This window comes from Microcystis sp. M_QC_C_20170808_M9Col, from assembly GCF_007095495.1.
Classification (GTDB): Bacteria; Cyanobacteriota; Cyanobacteriia; order Cyanobacteriales; family Microcystaceae; genus Microcystis; species Microcystis aeruginosa.
Genome location: NZ_SFBZ01000144.1, coordinates 14,189 through 32,828 on the forward strand (window position 1 = coordinate 14,189; position 18,640 = coordinate 32,828).

General features: G+C 41.8%; 17 protein-coding genes and 1 pseudogene. 10 read left to right on the forward strand and 8 right to left on the reverse strand.

What is annotated here, in order from left to right; translation table 11 throughout:
• Window positions 1-132: 132 nt before the first annotated feature.
• The 3 genes from EWV68_RS08665 (at window position 133) to EWV68_RS08675 (ending at window position 4,026) form a co-directional block, all read left to right on the forward strand.
• The gene (locus EWV68_RS08665) at window positions 133-1,008 is read left to right on the forward strand and encodes a J domain-containing protein (RefSeq protein ID WP_287169510.1); all 876 of its coding nucleotides are present in this window, start codon (window positions 133-135) and stop codon (window positions 1,006-1,008) included.
• A 104-nt stretch (window positions 1,009-1,112) separates the two neighbouring features.
• Entirely contained in the window at window positions 1,113-2,261 is a 1,149-nt protein-coding gene (locus EWV68_RS08670) for a quinone-dependent dihydroorotate dehydrogenase (protein ID WP_287169512.1), read from the forward strand.
• 175 nt (window positions 2,262-2,436) lie between these two features.
• The gene (locus tag EWV68_RS08675; RefSeq protein ID WP_287169513.1) at window positions 2,437-4,026 is read left to right on the forward strand and encodes a DUF3352 domain-containing protein; all 1,590 of its coding nucleotides are present in this window, start codon (window positions 2,437-2,439) and stop codon (window positions 4,024-4,026) included.
• On the opposite strand, the gene EWV68_RS08680 is transcribed toward EWV68_RS08675, so the two are convergent.
• Together EWV68_RS08680 and EWV68_RS08685 are read right to left on the reverse strand one after the other, a co-directional pair.
• Window positions 4,000-5,247 carry a bifunctional folylpolyglutamate synthase/dihydrofolate synthase gene (locus EWV68_RS08680; protein ID WP_287169514.1) on the reverse strand — a complete coding sequence of 416 codons (1,248 nt, stop codon included), beginning with the start codon at window positions 5,245-5,247 and terminating at the stop codon, window positions 4,000-4,002. The two genes, EWV68_RS08675 and EWV68_RS08680, sit on opposite strands and share 27 nt — an antisense overlap.
• 304 nt (window positions 5,248-5,551) lie before the next feature.
• Complete coding sequence (locus tag EWV68_RS08685) at window positions 5,552-6,277, reverse strand: 2-phosphosulfolactate phosphatase family protein (RefSeq protein ID WP_287169516.1); 726 nt, start codon at window positions 6,275-6,277, stop codon at window positions 5,552-5,554.
• 431 nt (window positions 6,278-6,708) lie between these two features.
• On the opposite strand from EWV68_RS08685, the gene EWV68_RS08690 reads away from it, so the two are divergent.
• Both EWV68_RS08690 and EWV68_RS08695 read left to right on the forward strand, forming a co-directional pair.
• A complete protein-coding gene (locus tag EWV68_RS08690; RefSeq protein WP_002751648.1) occupies window positions 6,709-7,125 on the forward strand; it encodes a XisH family protein in 417 nt (138 codons plus the stop codon).
• Window positions 7,113-7,448, forward strand: a complete 336-nt coding sequence (locus tag EWV68_RS08695; RefSeq protein ID WP_002798710.1) for a XisI protein — start codon at window positions 7,113-7,115, stop codon at window positions 7,446-7,448. The genes EWV68_RS08690 and EWV68_RS08695 overlap by 13 nt, the downstream gene beginning before the upstream one ends.
• Before the next feature lie 480 nt (window positions 7,449-7,928).
• Here EWV68_RS08695 and EWV68_RS08700 read toward each other — a convergent pair whose 3' ends face one another.
• Window positions 7,929-9,257 (reverse strand): pentapeptide repeat-containing protein, encoded by a 1,329-nt coding sequence (locus EWV68_RS08700; protein ID WP_287169517.1) that lies wholly within the window; start codon window positions 9,255-9,257, stop codon window positions 7,929-7,931.
• Between the two features lie 163 nt (window positions 9,258-9,420).
• Between EWV68_RS08700 and EWV68_RS08705 the strand changes: the two genes are divergently transcribed.
• The 3 genes from EWV68_RS08705 to recA all read left to right on the forward strand — a co-directional run bounded on the left by EWV68_RS08705 (window position 9,421) and on the right by recA (window position 12,430).
• Entirely contained in the window at window positions 9,421-9,594 is a 174-nt protein-coding gene (locus EWV68_RS08705) for a hypothetical protein (protein ID WP_002748305.1), read from the forward strand.
• 687 nt (window positions 9,595-10,281) lie between these two features.
• Window positions 10,282-11,235, forward strand: coding sequence for an aldo/keto reductase (locus tag EWV68_RS08710; protein ID WP_287169518.1), 954 nt, complete (start codon window positions 10,282-10,284; stop codon window positions 11,233-11,235).
• Window positions 11,236-11,362: 127 nt separating this feature from the next.
• The gene (gene recA, locus EWV68_RS08715; protein WP_287169519.1) at window positions 11,363-12,430 is read left to right on the forward strand and encodes a recombinase RecA; all 1,068 of its coding nucleotides are present in this window, start codon (window positions 11,363-11,365) and stop codon (window positions 12,428-12,430) included.
• Between the two features lie 23 nt (window positions 12,431-12,453).
• On the opposite strand, the gene EWV68_RS08720 is transcribed toward recA, so the two are convergent.
• From EWV68_RS08720 to EWV68_RS08730, 3 genes and pseudogenes are all read right to left on the reverse strand, one after another.
• A complete protein-coding gene (locus EWV68_RS08720; protein WP_061431379.1) occupies window positions 12,454-13,050 on the reverse strand; it encodes a hypothetical protein in 597 nt (198 codons plus the stop codon).
• Between the two features lie 43 nt (window positions 13,051-13,093).
• A pseudogene (locus EWV68_RS08725) lies at window positions 13,094-13,888 on the reverse strand (bile acid:sodium symporter family protein); the annotation flags it as partial.
• Between the two features lie 401 nt (window positions 13,889-14,289).
• Window positions 14,290-14,412, reverse strand: a complete 123-nt coding sequence (locus EWV68_RS08730; protein ID WP_260324532.1) for a hypothetical protein — start codon at window positions 14,410-14,412, stop codon at window positions 14,290-14,292.
• Between the two features lie 924 nt (window positions 14,413-15,336).
• On the opposite strand from EWV68_RS08730, the gene EWV68_RS08735 reads away from it, so the two are divergent.
• Window positions 15,337-15,810: a CRR6 family NdhI maturation factor gene (locus tag EWV68_RS08735; protein ID WP_002795611.1), complete on the forward strand. Its 474-nt coding sequence runs from the start codon at window positions 15,337-15,339 to the stop codon at window positions 15,808-15,810.
• A 94-nt stretch (window positions 15,811-15,904) separates the two neighbouring features.
• On the forward strand, window positions 15,905-17,113 hold the full coding sequence (locus tag EWV68_RS08740) for a 4-hydroxy-3-methylbut-2-enyl diphosphate reductase (RefSeq protein ID WP_287169521.1): 1,209 nt from the start codon (window positions 15,905-15,907) through the stop codon (window positions 17,111-17,113).
• Between the two features lie 577 nt (window positions 17,114-17,690).
• On the opposite strand, the gene EWV68_RS08745 is transcribed toward EWV68_RS08740, so the two are convergent.
• Both EWV68_RS08745 and EWV68_RS08750 read right to left on the reverse strand, forming a co-directional pair.
• On the reverse strand, window positions 17,691-17,870 hold the full coding sequence (locus EWV68_RS08745) for a hypothetical protein (protein WP_002800951.1): 180 nt from the start codon (window positions 17,868-17,870) through the stop codon (window positions 17,691-17,693).
• 4 nt (window positions 17,871-17,874) lie between these two features.
• The coding region (locus EWV68_RS08750; RefSeq protein WP_287169522.1) for a hypothetical protein at window positions 17,875-18,640 on the reverse strand (766 nt) is incomplete at its 5' end.

Below are 18,640 nucleotides of genomic sequence, written 5' to 3' on the forward strand. Positions count from 1 at the left end.
ATTTAATACTGCTCGCTTAATACATACTGCTCACTTAAAACTCAAATCTGATAACTGATAACTGATAACCGATAACTGATAACTGATAACTGATAACTGATAACCGATAACTGATAACTGATAACTGAATATATGCCACAATTAGTTAATTATTATGATGTTTTAGGAGTATCTCGCACGGCTACTGGTGACGAGATAAAAAAGGCTTTTCGACGACTGGCGCGTCAATATCATCCTGATGTTAATCCGGGGGATAAATCGGCCGAAGAAAAGTTTAAAGATATTAATGAAGCTTATGATGTTCTCTCCGATGAAGAAAAACGGGTTGAGTATAATCGTTCCTTGACGGGGATTAAGCGCCGTGGGATACGTCCGGGGGAAAAAGCCAATAGTAACGGTAATGGAAAAATCCCCCGTACAGAACAGGATTTATGGAAGTTTAGAGATTTTAATAACCTTAATACTAAGCGCGCTAAAATTGCCTCCTCTCCCCGTTTAACTCGTCGAGATGTGGAAGCAAAATTAACTTTACCTTTAGAGAAAGCCTATCAAGGTGGCAGACAAAGAATTCGTCTGGAAGATGGTAGATCAATAGAGGTTGATATGCCGGCAGCTATGATCGATGGGCAGAAAATTCGTCTCAAAGGTCAGGGTATTGAAGGGGGTGATTTATATTTAAAAATAACTATCGCTAGGCATCCTTTTTTTAGGATTCAAGGTTCTGATATTGTCTGTCAAGTACCGATTACTCCTAGCGAGGCAATTGTGGGCGGTTTTGTGGAAATTCCTACCATTGACGGGTTAGTTAAAATGATGATTCCTAAGGGATTAAAAAGTGGTCAAAGATTACGTTTGGCTAACAAAGGTTATCCCACTTCCCAAGGAGAAAGGGGCGATCAATTAGTGGAAATTATATTAGTTAATCCTCCCAATCCTAGCCCTGAAGAATTAGAACTTTATCAAAAAATACGGGCGATTGAAACTTTTAACCCTCGTCAAGGTTTATAAAGATTATGCTAGGTGGGTTACGGCAAATTGGAAATTTTTTGTCAAAAACATAACTTGTTCTTGCCTAACCCACCCTACACCTAACCCTTAATTCCTGTCTTTTTATGATCAATATAATTGATACAATTAAACCTTTTTATCCTCTAGCTTTCAAGGCTATTCGGGGCAATTTAGAGGGAACACAAAAACAATTATTAAATACTCTGCAAAAAATTGATCGCTCGCGAGGGGGATTTTGGGGACAATGGTTAATCTCACAATTATCAGAATCCCTCAGTTTTAGCGATTCTCGCCTATCTCAAAGCCTCTGGGGGTTAAATTTCCCCAATCCCGTCGGATTGGCGGCAGGATTCGATAAAGACGGTTTAGGGGCAGGACTTTGGCATAGTTTCGGCTTTGGTTTTGCCGAGGTGGGTGCTGTCACCCTAGAAGGGCAACCGGGCAACCCAAAACCGAGATTATTCCGTTTACCGGAAGATTTGGCCGGATTAAACCGTATGGGGGCAAATAACCTGGGTGCGCCGGTTCTAGCGGCAACCCTCCAACAATCTTGGCAACGACAACCCCGACAGATTCCCATCGGCATTAACCTCTGTAAATCGAAAAATACGCCCCTAGAAAAGGCCCCGGAGGACTATTTAGGTAGTTTTCGCTATTTATTCCCCCATGCCGATTATTTTGTCGTTAATGTTAGTTCTCCCAATACTCCCGGTTTGCGTTCCCTGCAAAGTGGTGAACAACTCGATAAAATCCTCGACATTTTACAAACAGAAAATCAAGGCAGAAAACCCCTATTAGTGAAAATTTCTCCCGATTTAGAATGGGAAGATATCATAACAATTATTGACTTAGCTTTCTCCTATCAATTAGCTGGAATTGTCGCTACTAATACCACCACTAAACGCACGGGATTAAAAACCACAATTCTGCCCGAAACCGGTAAACCAATCACTGAAGAAGCAGGGGGAATTAGTGGGCAACCTTTGCGGGAACGTTCCACGGAAGTGATCCGTTTTATCTATCGGCAAACCCAAGGCAATTTACCAATAATTGGAGTGGGAGGCATTTTTTCTCTCGATGATGCTTGGGAAAAAATTACCGCCGGTGCGAGTTTATTACAGATTTATACCGGTTGGTTATACCGAGGACCCTGGCTAGTATCAAATATTTTACAAGGATTAACAGAAAAATTAGAGGCTAATGGGTTGACTAATATTAATCAAGCGGTGGGTTGGCAAGCTAACCAAGAATGAGCCAATTTTCTCTGGTAATTAGCAATAATTTCGGAAAAATTAGCTGAAATGTTGTCTGTCACCTTTGGGTATAAGATAAGATAATTAGGATAACTACAATAGGACTAATCTAGAGACTACAACCGCAGACAAATCGATCGCCAAGTATGGAACTTCTTAACCAAACCACAATTCTATGTCAAAAAAATCATTTTTACCCGGTTGTTTAGTCGTCTTAGGACTAACAGCAGTAACCGCAGGAGGTGTCTATTTTTATCTGCGGGGACAACTACCTTGGCAAAGATTCACCCCCTTAGAATCGGCAAAAGTTATCCCAGAAACTGCCTTCGCTAGTAGTTTTGTCTCCACGGATGCAAAAGCTTGGTCAGTGTTAGCTAAATATGGTACACCAGAATCGCGAACTGCGGTTAGTCAGGGACTAGAAGAATTACAAAAAAATATCTTCACCGATAAGATTGATTATCAACGGGATATCGAACCTTGGATCGGTAGTATTAGCTTTGCTTTCCTTCCCGCAACTACCCCCGGACAATCGAAATTATTAACGGTTATCGGTATCAAAGATAAAATTAAAGCATCGGAATTCCAGAAAAAACTAGGACAACAAGTTAATCGCAAAACTAGCACCAGTGACTACAAAGGTGTTAAAATTACTGCTATAGATTGGCAGGATAACACCACCATTTATACTGCTGTTACGGGCGATTTTTTGTTGATATCCTACGATAAAAAGGTGTTAGAAGCGGCGATCGATACCTACCGAGGACAGCCATCTTTTAGCAGTAAACCGGAAGTGAGAAAACTGCTTTCCCAATCCCTCAACCTCCCCAATACCCTAGCGACAATTTATATCGATGATTATGCCGCAATCTTGGGACCAGATGCTAATTTATCTCCCCAAAGTCGGCAAGAATTAGCAAAAATTCAAGATATTGTCGCGGGAGTGGGTGTCACCGATACGGGATTACAGTTACAAATGGTGGCTAAACTTGCCCCTGAAACTATTTCTACCCTACCTTCCCCTAGCAGAAATCAAGTTTTAAATTATTTACCCGGAGATACCATCGCACTTTGGAGTGGTAATAATCTTAAACAGGGATGGGAAGAAGCAGAAAAACAGTCCCAAACTAACCCAGAATTACAAGTTTTTCTGCGTCAGATCCGTGAGAATTTTCAGATGGCAACCCTTGACGCGGATAAAGAAGTTTTCAACTGGATGGATCGAGAATTTGCCTTTGGAATTATCCCCAACCAGCAAGCAGTGGGAGGGTTAGGTTTTGGGGGAATGATGATCTGGCAAACCGGCGATCAGAAAGCGGCAAAAACTACCCTCGATAAGTTAAATGAATTGGTGAAAACTGTTCCCTTTATCACCATAAAAAACAGTCAAATTTCTGGCCAAGATGTGACTGAATGGAAAGCGGAAGAACAAGCTATTTTAACCTATGCTTGGTCTAATAATGATACCCTAAAAATGACCGTCGGAATTCCCTATCAACCCCAACCGAATCAACCGATTAGCAAAAGTGAGAATTTCCAAGCATCGATCGCAAATTTGCCTAAAAATAATCTCGGTTATTTCTTCATCGATGTGGAGCAAATTATTGCTAAAGCAGGGGGAATTAATAATCTTCCAGCCACGGAATTAACCCCAGAAGCAAAGGCCTTTTTAGAATCGGTACGCGGGATCGGAATTACTGCCACTATGCCTGATAAAACCACCAGTAAAATTGATGTTTTATTTTCCCTGAAACAAACTCCCTAAAAAGTAACCGACTAGATAAAGCGATCCACAGAGAATTATCCGACTATCGACAGATTCTTGGATGGCTTTTTTTAGTCCTAAAAATACATCGGAACAAGTCTCTAGGTGAGATAATTCTGGACAAATTGAAGCCGCTAATTCCGCTAAGGTTTCAGGATTGGCACTGCTATGATCCGGGACAGGAACTAAATATAAACTATCGCCTTTTCTTAATAAAGCTTGGAATATTTCTCGATGATCTTTAGTCGATAAAATTCCCATCACCCAGATAATTTTTGGAGCCTTTAAACTATCTACATACTGCCTTAAACCAATGGCAGCAGCAGGATTATGAGCGCCATCTATTAAAATTTCTCGCTGACACCAATTAACGGTTTGTAAACGTCCTAACCAGCGAGTTTTTGCCATTCCTTCTTGCACGACTTCATCGCTAATTTGCCAACCTTGCTGACGCAAAATATTAACAACAGCGATCGCTATAGCCGAATTAGTTAATTGAAAATCTCCTGCTAAGGATAAAGGGTATTCTAAACCTTGATATTTAGCCCGATTATCGGCAATTTTTTCGGCAGCTTCTACCCATACCGTCGGACAATTTAACAGCTTGATTCTCTCCCTAACTACCCCCTGCGCTGATTCTGGTAATTGTCCGATAACTGCGGGACAATTCGCTTTTAATATCCCCGCTTTCTCCCCGGCAATATCGGCAACCGTCGGCCCTAAATTTTGCCAATGTTCCCGACTAATAGAAGTGATGACAGTAACCAAAGGTTGAGCGCAAACATTAGTCGCATCTAATCTTCCTCCTAAACCCACTTCCATCACGGCAATATCCACCTTTTCCTGGGCAAAATACAGCCAAGCAGCGGCAGTAATTACCTCAAATTGAGTAGGACTTTCCTGCTGGGGATCGATAAGCGATTGTATATATTTAAGCAGGTTTTCTAAAGTGGCGGTTTCAATATTTTCGCCATTAATAGAGATTCTTTCTGTCCAAGCAATTAAATGGGGAGAAATATAACGTCCGACTTTGTAACCGGCGGTACTGAGAATAGAGGATAGATAGGCACAAACCGAACCTTTGCCATTAGTTCCCGTGACATGAATAATCGGAATTTTATCTTGGGGATTGCCTAAAATCTCCAGCAGATTTTTTATTCTTTCTAAACCGAGATTGACACCAAAACGCTGAAAAGGTTGCAGTAAAGAATCGATAGTCATGGTTGGCAAACTATAAATAGGGTTTGCGGCAAAAAGTTTATTGGTGGGGGTAGGGTGTGGGGTGTGGGGTGTGGGGTGTGGGGTTTTACCGATTTTCATCTGCTCAATTACCTAATTTTCAGGGAAAAAGTACCTGAATTTTCCCCCTGATCACTCCCAGACGAGGCACTTTTGGATTTCAAAAAGGTCTAAAAGTTTTATCCAACAAGGTTTTTAGATTTATTCAGCAGACCCTAAATAAAGGAATCCGGCTAGGATCGATACTCCTACCGGCACGGATGACCCTTTCTGTGGGTGGCAATGTCTAAAGTTTGACTAAAATGCTCGGTTCTTTTTGGATCGGTAAAACATCAAGAGAGTCAATATTAGCGCAGTATTTTAAATCTTCTTGACAGTGGAGACGCAAGAGCCGCTGACCGTGACTACAACTGTGGAACATTCCTAAAAGATCATTTTGCCATTGACGATAAAGAGCGATCGCGGCGATCACCTCATCATTCCCGATCGCCATTTGCCCCGATTGTTCTTGTAGCGCATCGGCGATCGCTCCAGCACAGGCCGTATCTTCCAGAGAATAACCCCCTTCCCAACCAGAGCCAACAATCCAGACGGTATCGGGCTGCCTATCCAATAAGTAATTAACCGCAGCTTGCCGATTGATCATGGCCGCAGTGATCACGATTGGGGATTCTTCCACTCTTTGCAGAGCGCGAGTGCCGTTAGTGGTACTGATAAACAGACGACGACCTTTCATTAAATCAGGGGTACAATCGAGGGGAGAATTGCCCAGATCGCAGCCTTCTACTTTCGCGCCACCTCTTTCTCCTGCTCGGAGACGTTTTTCCGGTTGCCAGGTATCACTCACCTGCATCAGGGTTTTCAGATCGCTAAAGGTTTGCACTGCTTCCGCACCGGCATTGAGGGCAGTGGCGATCGTGGTTGTCGCTCTTAAAACATCGATAACGACGGCGCAATCGGGTAGAGTATGGACGGGGGTAAGTTCGGGAGTATGATAAATGAAAACCTGCACGATTTATACCAAGTAAAAAGTAAAAGGGGAAATAAGCTCAACATACCGCCGCTCGGCGTCGCGCTGGCAGAAGAAAGACAAGGCCGATTTTATCACAAATGTCGGGGTGAAGACCGTTCGGCGGTTCGGCTGAGATCACCGTCGAAGTCTTCGCCGAACGTCCGAACGTCAAAATAGCCCTTAAAGTTTTGCCCGATAAGCATTTCACGACTCCATAAGCAAAAATTATCACACAAATGTCGAGAAGAGCCAATTACTCGTTCAAATGGGTCGATTTCGTAACTATTTTGATTGACTGGTATCACTTGAAATGCCCACGCGGATCACAAAATTGGCCAATTGTCAATAGGGTTTGAGATGCTCTCACCCTGTCGCTCGTCATGACTAAATGTTATAATTAACAATTATTATGCCTGCTAACTTCAAGATTCATGTCTGCTAAAGATCGTTTTCATGGTGCAGTGAGAAAAGGATTAGAAAAAGAGGGTTGGATCATTACAGATGACCCTTTAAGGATTGAAGTGGGTGATGTAGAAATGTATGTCGATTTAGGAGCAGAGCAACTGATAGCCGCAGAAAAAGACAATGAAAAGATAGCCGTTGAAATTAAAAGTTTTATCGGTAAATCCAGCATTTCAGAATTTCATACTGCCATTGGACAATTCTTTAATTATCGTGTTGCTTTAGAAGAAAAAGAACCTAAAAGACAGTTATATTTAGCTGTTCCCTTAGATATTTATTATAGTTTTTTTGAATTGCGATTTATTCAAACTGTCGTTAAAAGATTTCAAATTTACCTGATTATTTATGATCCGATTGGGGAGGTAATTGTCGAATGGAAAAATTAGCACAATATCGTCACTATGTCAAGCAAGTCATTACTGAATATTCTCAGATAGGTTCATCTAAAGATCCGATTGAACAACAATTGATTTTTGATACTGTTGGCGATCACTATCAATTGATGTATGTTGGCTGGAAAAATAGACGAAGATATCATGGTTGTGTTTTGCATCTCGATATTAAAAAGGGTAAAATCTGGATACAACATGATGGCACTGAGGTGGGAATTGCCAATGAATTAGTTAATTTAGGTGTTCCTAAAGAAGATATTGTTTTAGCCTTTCATGAACCCCTAGTCAGAGAATATACAGGGTTTGCGGTGGGTTAATCTTAATCCGAGAAAAGCGCCAAATTCGCCTAACCTAATCATAGGTTAGGCGACAAACAAGATCAGCAAGAGATTTCGATTTTTTTACCTTGCTGATCTCTGTATTTCTTTGTTAACAAAACTTAACAATTATCGGCAAAATTTCGCTTGCTTTTGTCGGGAGATTTTGGGATAATATTTTTAAAAGATTTTATTCATAATGGGAATCTTTGCACCTGAAAAATTTTTGCACAGATTCCCATTATAAGAAAAGCATAGCGCAAGTCGCCGGCAAAGTCAAGTCCTTTCCCATTAATTATGGGTTGGCTGAAAAAGTAGGGGCGATCGCCGGTTAAGATACAAGGTTTTTGAGCCACCAGCTTGAAAATCTTGCAGCTGCTTGGTCAAACAGGCCGCCAAACCCCTTATCTCGTCTATATTTCACATTTATTCAGCCAACCCCACCTAAATCTCTGCTGAAGGTGGAGATCAAAGGCTGTTTTAAACTAATACTTTACTGCGATCGTTAGAAGTATCCCCAAAAATTGCCCCTCGTCGAATCAAATCCTGTTTTTGTTCGGGGGTGATCCCCGTTGCATCGATGAAGATAGCGTTTTCAACTTTCGCCCCACTCAGGTTAGCCCCACTCAGGTCAGCCTTACTCAGGTCAGCCTTACTCAGGTTAGCCCCACTCAGGTTAGCCCCACTCAGGTTAGCCCCACTCAGGTTAGCCCCCCACAGAATAGCCCCTCTCAGGTTAGCCTTACTCAGGATAGCACCAATCAGGTTAGCCCCACTCATGAAAGCCCAACTCAGGTTAGCCTTACTCAGGTTAGCCCTTCTCAGGTTAGCCCCGCTCAGTTTAGCCTTACTCAGTTTAGCCCAACTCAGGTTAGCCTTACTCAGGTTAGCCTTATTCAGGTTAGCCCCGCTCAGTTTAGCCCCACTCAGGTCAGCCTCAATCAGGTCAGCCCTTCTCAAGAAAGCCCAACTCAGGTCAGCCTCAATCAGGTCAGCCCAACTCAGGAAAGCCCAACTCAGGTTAGCCCTTCTCAGGTTAGCCCCACTCAGGTCAGCCCCACTTAGAATAGCCCCACTCAGAATAGCCCCACTCAAATCAACTTTATATAGAGTTTTCTTATCGATTGTTCCCTCTCGAATTGCCTTAATTAATTCGGCTTTTTCAATAACTTTTGCATCTGTAGTGAACTCTGCTTTTTTGACGATAATTTCGGGTATATCGTCTGATTTAAGTTCATTGAGAAGGGCTTGCAATTCCCCCGATTGATGTAAATCTGCTAGGTGCTTTAAGCCCTCTTCTGAACCTTCTAAAAATAGCCGAATACTGCCTTTAAGTTTCATAATAGGCTTGATCGTGTTGTCTCTGGCAGTTTCTTGAAGAAAGCTGATAATTTTATCAATTTTCTCTGGTGTCAGGTCGTCTATCCCTACCTCCATAACTAATTCAAGAACTTTATTTGATTGCTGAGGTTGCGGTTTATTGTTATGATCAAATATCTGAGAATTATCTCTATACCTTGCCAAAGCAGTAATCAGATTAGTCTTTCCAATCTTTTCACCTGTTTGCTCTGACAATATTTTAAATAAACTAGAAGCCGCATTCTTGATTGACTGTTCTTCTGTCCTAATTTCAATTTCTTTTGCTAGATCACGATATGTTTTATTCTCAAAAATACCTTTTAATATTTTTGTCTCCACGTCCGTTAATCGCTTTTTTGTATGCTTTTTTTTCAGATCATTAACCAGCATTTCTAATTCAGTCCATGAAATGGTTTTAGTTTCAGTCATTTTTAGTTCATTTATCATCATTGTTTAAGGGTTGCAGGACTTAAGATTACTTTTCAGTACCCTGTCAGGTTACTTGAGAGTACCTAAAAAAAGTACCATTTTCATGACTTTTGAGTAACGACAAATAATCAGAATTTTTTTAATCTAAAGATAGTTCACCTCCTAAGTAAAAGGATTGATGATTATGTATAAATATTGGTTAAAGTACAGAGAAGACGTTGTTAGTCTTGCCAAAATTATCAGCACCATATTTGCGATCGCATCATTTTTAGGCTTCTCTTTTCCAGAGAAATTTCAACCCACTCCCTGCCAACCGACGGCAATTGTTGAAACCACGGAAGTTAGCACTAACAATTAGTCAAAGCGCAAAATTCGCCTAACCTAATCATAAGGTTAAGCGACAAACAGGATCAGCAAGAGACTTCGATTTTTTTACCTTGCTGATCTCTGTATTTCTTGGTTAACAAAACTTAACAATTATCGGCAAAATTTTGCTTGCTTTTGTCGGCAGATTTTGCGATAATATTTTTAAAAGATTTTATTCATAATGAAAATCTTTGCGTCTAAAAAAAAATTGCACAGATTCCCATTATAAGAGAAGCATAGCGCAAGTCGCCGGCAAAGTCAAGTCCTTTCCCATTACTTATGGGTGGGAATTTCCCGGAATCAAAAAAGGAGGTTAGTGGGGGCCAGGTGTTGGGGAGATTTTGCTGTGTTCGGTGAACAGTTATCAGGTAGAACCGGGGAACCAGATACAAAACTTAACAATTATCGGCAAAATTTTGCTTGCTTTTATCGGGAGATTTTGCGATAATATTTTTAAAAGATTTTATTCATAATGGGAATCTTTGCGTCTAAAAAATTTTTGCACAGATTCCCATTATAAGAGAAGCATAGCGCAAGTCGTCGGCAAAGTCAAGTCCTTTCCCATTAATTATGGGTGGGAATTTCCCGGAATCAAAAAAGGGGGTTAGTGGGGAGTCAGACCAAATATAGGTTACACTTCAACTTTAAATGAGAAACGCTGTCATTCTTTGTAGGGAATATGACTAGACAAACCGCTAATCTCGGACAAACAGGAATTGCCGTCAGTGCCTTGGGAATTGGGACTTGGGCATGGGGAGATAAACTATTCTGGAACTATGGCAAGGAATACGGAGCTAGTCAGGTAGAGGAGGCCTTTAAAGCGGCAGTAGAAGCAGGAATCACCTTTTTTGACACTGCCGAAGTCTATGGACTGGGGGAATCGGAACGACTCTTAGGAAAATTTACCCAACAGACCGATATTCCCATCGATATTGCCAGCAAATTTGCCCCCGTACCGTGGCGATTGGGGGCGAATGCGGTTCATAATGCCATTACCGAGAGCTTAAACCGTCTAAAAACCGATAAAATTGCCCTTTACCAAGTACATTGGCCCTTCACCTTCCTAATTAGCCAAGAAACCCTAATGAATGCCCTAGGGGAAGAAGTAAAACGCGGCCGCATTGGTGCAGTGGGTGTAAGTAATTATTCCGCCGAGCAAATGCGTCAAGCAAGCCAGATTTTGGCGAAAAAAGAGGTTCCCTTAGCGGTCAATCAGGTGCAGTATTCGCTTTTGTATCGCAAAATAGAAACTAAGGCAATTTTAGCCACGGCCAAGGAATTAGGTGTCACCATCCTCGCCTACAGCCCCCTCGCTCAAGGACTACTGACGGGTAAATATAGCCCAGAAAGCCAGAATTTGCCCGATGGAGCCAGAAAAGTTGACTCGCGGTTCAAAAAAGAAGGTTTGGAGAAAATAGCCCCAATTTTAAGGGTAATGCAAGAATTGGGCGCAAAATACCAAAAAACCCCCGCACAAGTCGCCCTCAATTGGTTAATCGCCCAAGGGGATGTAATTCCCATTCCGGGGGCAAAAACTGCGGCCCAAGCGAGGGAAAATGCCGGGGCCTTAGGATGGAGTTTAGAAGCGCAAGAGGTGACGCAATTAGAACAGATGAGCCGGCCTTGGCTGTAAAAATCAAAACTTTTGATTTTTGATCACCATTCTGGAAAAAGTCTCTAACTTTTTGGTGATCAAGATTAAAACAGGCTACAATCTTTGCATACTGCTGTACTACTTAAGAAAACTGGGGAGAAAATTAATGGCGACAATGACAAATAATTCCGATCGAGATAAAGCCTTGGGTTTAGTCTTAACTCAAATCGAGCGCAACTTTGGCAAAGGTTCGATTATGCGTTTGGGAGACGCCACCCGGATGCGGGTGGAAACCGTGCCTAGTGGTGCTTTAACCCTAGATATGGCTTTGGGTGGCGGTTTACCGAAAGGCCGTATCGTCGAAATTTACGGGCCAGAAAGTTCTGGAAAAACCACCTTAGCCCTCCATGCGATCGCAGAAGTGCAGAAAGCTGGGGGAGTGGCGGCCTTTGTCGATGCGGAACACGCTTTAGATCCCACCTATTCGGAAGATTTAGGGGTAGATATCAATAATTTACTGGTGGCACAACCGGATACGGGGGAGGCTGCCTTAGAAATAGTTGACCAGTTAGTGCGTTCTTCGGCCGTGGATATCGTTGTCATCGACTCGGTGGCCGCTTTAGTGCCGCGGGCGGAAATTGAGGGGGAAATGGGGGATAATCAGGTGGGTTTGCAGGCCCGTTTGATGAGTAAAGCCCTGCGAAAAATTGCCGGTAATATTGGTAAATCGGGTTGTGTGGTGATTTTCCTCAACCAACTGCGGCAAAAAATCGGTGTCACCTACGGCAATCCTGAAGTGACCACCGGAGGAACGGCCTTAAAATTTTATGCCTCGGTACGTTTAGATATCCGTCGCATTCAAACTTTGAAAAAAGGCACGGAAGGGGAATACGGAATTCGGGCTAAAGTTAAGGTAGCTAAAAATAAAGTCGCGCCTCCTTTCCGGATTGCTGAATTTGATATTATCTTCGGTAAAGGCATTTCCCAAGTGGGTTGTATGCTCGATATCGCCGAACAAACTAACGTAGTTACTCGTAAAGGGGCATGGTATAGCTATAATGGCGAAAATATTGCCCAGGGTCGCGATAATGCCGTTAAATATCTCGAAGAAAAGCCAGAAGTAGCGGCGGAAATTGAGAAGTTATTGCGGGATAAATTAGACATGGGTTCGGTTCCTTTCCCCACGGAACCGGCCGACGAGGACGATGAGGACGATCTGGAACCAGAAATCTAAAAGAAGAGGGTTTTAGGTCTTGGTTATCCCCCTATTTTGGGGGATTTTTTAGCTTCAGAATCGATAGATTTAGCGGCTTCTAACCATGATTGTAAACCTTTTTTAGTCGGTGTTCCTTTAGTGGTAAAAGTCCATAGATCTCGTTTATGTTGGGGTCCGTAGCTGATATGAATCGGGCGATTAATTCCGTAAAAATAGAGAGAATCAAAGGGTAATTTTTGGGTTAAAATCCAATCTATCAGGCGATCGCTAGTTAAATCGATAATCCGAAAATCACAGGCTGCCCCCAATCGCTGACAATAATATTGACCTTTTTGATTAATTTCGTGGGCGCAATGTTGATCACGACTGGGATCGATTCTACCGTTTTTTAAGCCGGTGATCGGGTCTTTTTTTTGGAGAAATTTTCTCAGATCATTGGAACAAAATCCATAGGTTAATTGGAATCTTTCTCGACCAAAGTTATCAATAATTGGATCGATAATAAAGTGAGCGAGATTTTGCCAAGCGGTTATCGTTGCGGGATTTTTTGGGTAGGGATCGATTTGCGCTGCGTACTTTTGATAGGTTTGGGAACAGGTAGATAATTCTTCTAGGGTTAAATATTTACCAATTAACATAATCAGTTATCAGTTTTTAGCTAGATCCTATCACCAGATTTAGCTATTTTGCCAAAGCTGCTTTTTTGCGACCATAATAAACAGCTATAAAAGCACTGACATACATCCATAAACTATAGACAATTGCGGGAATGGCTAGATCGGGATTCTTTAATAAACCGGCAGTGATGCCAATAGCTAAAGTGCCGCTTTGAATACCCACTTCAATCGCGATACAAATTCTTTGGGGAATAGTTAATTGAAATAAACGACCACTGAAAAAACCAATTAGGGAAGCAATCGTATTTAAAATGATCACTGCCAGGCCAGTTTGAGCGATAAATAAAGGTAAACGTTCCCATTCTCTCAGGATTAATAAGAAGATAATAACCGCTAGAAAAATTACGGCCAAACGATTAGTTATCGGTTCCAGACTTTTCGCCAGTAAAGGAAAGTAATGGCGGATAGTCATACCCATAACCAGGGGTAAAACTATAATCAAAAATATCTGCGCCATAGTGGAACCAATGGGTAGGGAGATGGCGGCACTTTCACCCATAAAATGCTGGAGAATGAAACTAGCTAAAAAAGGTATTGTGAAAATGGTGATGATGCTGCTAAAAGCGGTTAAAGTAACAGAAAGGGCCACATCTCCCTTAGCTAAATAGGTTAAAACATTGGAGGAAGGGCCGCTGGGGCAAATGGCGACAATCATTAAACCGACGGCAATTTCTGGCCGGAGAGGCAAAAGAGAAACAATAATAAAGCCGACGATCGGTAGAATAATAATTTGATTGACTAAACCGATCAGGACTGCTTTGGGATAACGGGTGATACGCTGAAAATCGGCGAGAATTAATGGTTCTTCGGTTTGTCTTATGCAACGTACAGGATTATAAGGAATGAAACTCTTATAGAGAAAGGCATTTGGCGATTTTTGTCAATTGTTTTCGATCTAGAGCGAACTAATCAATTAAATAACGAAGAGCCGAATTAATCCCAATCCCATGCCTAACATTAAAACGCCTAGGCCAACGGGTAAGAGGATATTAGTAAAAAAGTCGGCTTGCATGGGATAAAAGCGGAGAAGATGAGCTTATTTTCCCATAAATTGACTGGTTTATTCGTGTCCCTAGTTACCGATTTTGCTGACTAAAAAACCCCCGGTGTGCAGGGGAGGTTAAATTGTAGGAGAAATCCAACCTTGGCGATTTTAGTCCAGTTCCCCTTGCCGATCCGGGATGATATTCTAGTCATACTTCAGTTGCTTGGTGGCAACCATGGGATCACAGCTAGGGAACTGCTGATGCGACTGCCACTTTCGACACCACCAATGCCTAGGGAATGTTGCCGCAGGACTTCCATCAAAAATAACGAGGGCAAATTTTCCTTCTAAATCCCGCAGTCCTTGAATTCCTTTCTGTTGATAAATTGCTAGGGCGATCAAGGTGGTAGATTTTTGGTGAACGATAGGTGAGTTTTTGCGGTGTTTTCCCTTCTAGATCGAGGGACAGTTTTTTGTCATCTAAGTTGTGTGTAAACATAGCAACCCTCCAGATCTCTACAGTTCTATTGTACCTTTATCCCTGGTTCGAGTGGCGGGGACTGTAATAATGTGTATTGTTCGTCAGACAAGACTCAACCGTTGTTTGTTTTAAAGGTAGTCGCAAGTGTAAGCGGATTAATTTTCCTTAGCTTGTTGACCGATTCCCTCAGCACGATTACCGGTTTACTCTTTGCCTCTTTGTGCGATCGAGTTCGAGGATTTCTCTAGGGTAAAGTAATTGATAAAGTAGCTAATTTCCCCGATATCACTCTCTTTGATAATCCCGATGGATTGAACTTAATTAATTTAAGGAAAAAAGGGTTAAATCCTCTAGAATAATTATCCTTAGCATGGCTCATTTTTGAGTGAAAGACTGGCTCCCTTGCTGCCAGTGGAGAATAGGAAATCTATCAATAGTCATTAGTCATCGATTAGCTCTTTGTCCACTGGCAGATCGCATTGTTGTTCTCGAAAACGGTAAAATTAGCGAAGTAAGAACCCATGGGGAACTGATGAGCAAACGAGGACAATATCACCCTAATAGTTATCAATCTAAAAAACCCGGTTTGCAAGGGAGGTTAAATTGTGGGAGAAATCCAACCTTGGCGATTTTAGTCCAGTTTCCCTCTCTCGCTCCGGAGTGAGAGAATAGTCAAACTTAGTTTTTTTGTCCCGATCGAGAGTATTTTCTGAGATAGATCATTGCCGATCTGGGGATAAAAAACCGTAATTTCGCCCGATATAACCTTTTATTTGCCCCTATGACTGTCAAAATCGCTCTTAACCCCAATCAGATTCAAAATCTGGATCTATCATCTTTAGAGACTATTATTCAAGATTATCGGTCTCGATCAGCGATCGCCGAACTGGAACAAGCTCTACAATTAGAGATAGATTATCCTCGCGCGGAGGGTGATATGCGGGAATTATCGGAGATAGCGGAAGTTAGGCTGTGGTTTCTGCGTTTAGATGCGGTTTATCCCTGGTTAATCTTTATTCTTGACCCAAAACAGGGAGAAATCGCCCGTTATGCTGCTATGTTGGTCCCCCATCAATTCCATCGCGGGGAAGGAATTCAATATAACCCCGAAGCTTTAGAGATTTTTGTGATGCAAAAACTCTTTATTTTGTCTGATTGGCTGAAAAGTCAGCAAATTCCTGCTTTATCTCGCTTAAAATTTTTCGCTCAACAGTTTGGTTACGATATCGACGAGGAATTTCTCTCTAGTCTCTAAAAGCCTCCTGCGCTGACTAGATAAGGTATTTTTAATATATGGCAAGCTACTGTCTCGCCCAATTTAGCGCCACCAATACCCCTATCAGAGAATCATGGATACAAAATCCTTTAAACGCACCCTACAGCAATCGGATAACTATAACCGCAAGGGATTCGGTCACAAAGAGGAAGTAATGGATGCGATGACCAATGAGTATCAAAGCGACCTGATCCAAGAAATTCGTGAAAATAATTATCGTTTACAACGGGGGGACGTGACGATCTATCTCGCTCAAGCTTTTGGTTTTTGTTGGGGGGTAGAACGCGCTGTCGCCATGGCCTACGAAACTCGTCAACATTTTCCCCAGGAACGTCTCTGGATTACTAACGAAATTATTCACAATCCCTCGGTTAATCAGCGTCTGCGCTCCATGGCCGTGAGTTTTATTCCGGTGGAAAATGGCCAAAAAGACTTTAGTGTGGTGGAATCGGGGGATGTGGTGATTTTACCTGCTTTTGGGGCCAGTGTCTCGGAAATGCAAATACTTAACGATAAGGGTTGCATGATTGTGGACACCACTTGTCCCTGGGTTTCTAAGGTGTGGAATTCCGTAGAAAAACACAAAAAAAGCGACCACACTTCGATTATTCACGGGAAATATAATCACGAAGAAACGATCGCCACTAGCTCTTTTGCTGGCACTTATCTGATCGTTTTAAATTTGGATCAAGCTAATTATGTCGCTAATTATATTCTCCACGGTGGCGATAAAAATGAGTTCTTAGAGAAGTTTAAAAATGCCCATTCCCAGGGTTTCGATCCCGATCGCGATCTAGATTATATCGGTATTGCCAATCAAACCACGATGCTGAAAAGTGAAACGGAAGAAATTGGCAAACTCTTCGAGCATACTATGTTGAGAAAGTACGGACCGATCGATTTTAAAGATCATTTCATGAGTTTTAATACCATCTGTGATGCCACTCAAGAGCGTCAAGATGCCATGTTTGAACTGGTGAAAGAACCGCTTTCTTTAATGGTGGTAATTGGCGGTTATAATTCCTCTAATACCACTCACCTACAGGAAATAGCGATCGAGCGTGCCATTCCCTCCTATCATATCGATAGTGCCGAGCGCATTCTCCCCGGTAATCGCATCGAACATAAACCTTTAGGGGACGATTTAATTATCACTGATAACTGGTTAAATGAGGGAAAAATTGTCGTCGGAGTGACTTCTGGCGCTTCCACTCCTGATAAGGTGGTAGAAGAGGTAATCGAGAAAATTTTTGCGTTCAAATCTTCTTTAGTCCCCGGTTAAGTAGCCTAGGTGTTAGCCTTTGGCAACGGCTGCATCTCATAGCAAAAATAGGAGATGCAGCTGATATTTTTCTCAGTGGGATTGCTCAGAAACTAACTACCGCAATCTTGACATTGACGTTAGAACCGTTGGATTCTTCTCGTTGAGTGTATCTCATATTTGCAGAAATACCGACAATCAGCAATTATCAGCTTCTGAAGGCAAGAGGCAAAAGACAGAATCTGACAATTCTCCTACCTAAAAAGAAGGTTAGAAACTAGGCACATCAAAGCTTTTAGCTTAACCAATTAGGTCTTAGATTCGGTCGAGTGACTTTTAAATTATTACAGATATATCAGCAGCTGGGTGTAAGCATCCCACCGAAAAACTAATGCGCGAGGGGTTTGGGGACGGCGCTTGCGTCCCCAACGGGGGGTTTGGGGGGTAGAACCCCCCAAAAGCTTGGATTGAGTGATAAAATCGAAAGTAACGCCCGACTTTAGCCGAGAGTTTCCCCTTAAAAATCCCAACTTAGTAGATTTACAAAAATGAGATGCAGCCTTCTCGTTTCTGTCTGGAAGGAAGAGCCAATATTTTCCTAAAAACGGCGGGTTTTATCGATTCCGTAGATAATTCCCGTCACCACGGAAGAGAGAATTAATAACAAAATTAATCCTCCGGGTAAAAAAGATAATATTCCCATGCCGCGCAATATATAAACTAACACGGTCACTAATAGGAAACCGAAAAAAAGAGACTTTAAATAACTAGAGCGCATTTACTTAGATTAACAGTTCCTCTTGACTTAAGTTTAACTTTTCGACAATCATTGCTAGGATTTTTTCTTCCCTTTTTCCGTTACTGATAGATTCCAGTAACCGGCAATTGAGGATAATTTTTTCCCCGTTGGATAAGGTTAAAATAATCCGTCGGTAATTAGACCCCAAAAAGCCTTTGTACTCTTCTACTTTTGCCTCAACAATTCTCTCTAGAAGATAATCACTTTCACTTCTAAAAGTTAAATGTTGTCGCCTACGGGTTAGGGTAGCGGTACCCTGATTAAAGACATAACTCTCCCAATAGCTGACATCATAAAGTAATAACAGACCTGACAATAAGCATAACATACCCCAGAGATAATAGGGATAATTATGGTGGTGTTCTAGCAGTGCTGACAAGGTATCTAGGGGACTTTTGGCAATAATTTCCTGAGCTTGATATCTATTCACAAAACTCTCAAATCGAGTTTTAAAATCACTAGCTGACTGCACATCCCGAAAATTTTCGATGTAGAGATAGTTATTTCTCCCGACCAATAAAACCGTGTTATTAACAGTTTTTTTCTGCTCAACACTGATAAAAACTTCTTGATAGACAGCCGTAGCTTTAATGTGAGTTAAAGAAAAATGGCTCTTCGTTACTTGGTATAATTCGATCAGGGGGCATAAATCGACTAAATCCTTATCCGGCAAGAGACTTAATTGATTAGCTCGTTCTAGATCGAAAACAATTGGGAACAATCGAAGCAATGTCTTTCTATATAAGGGT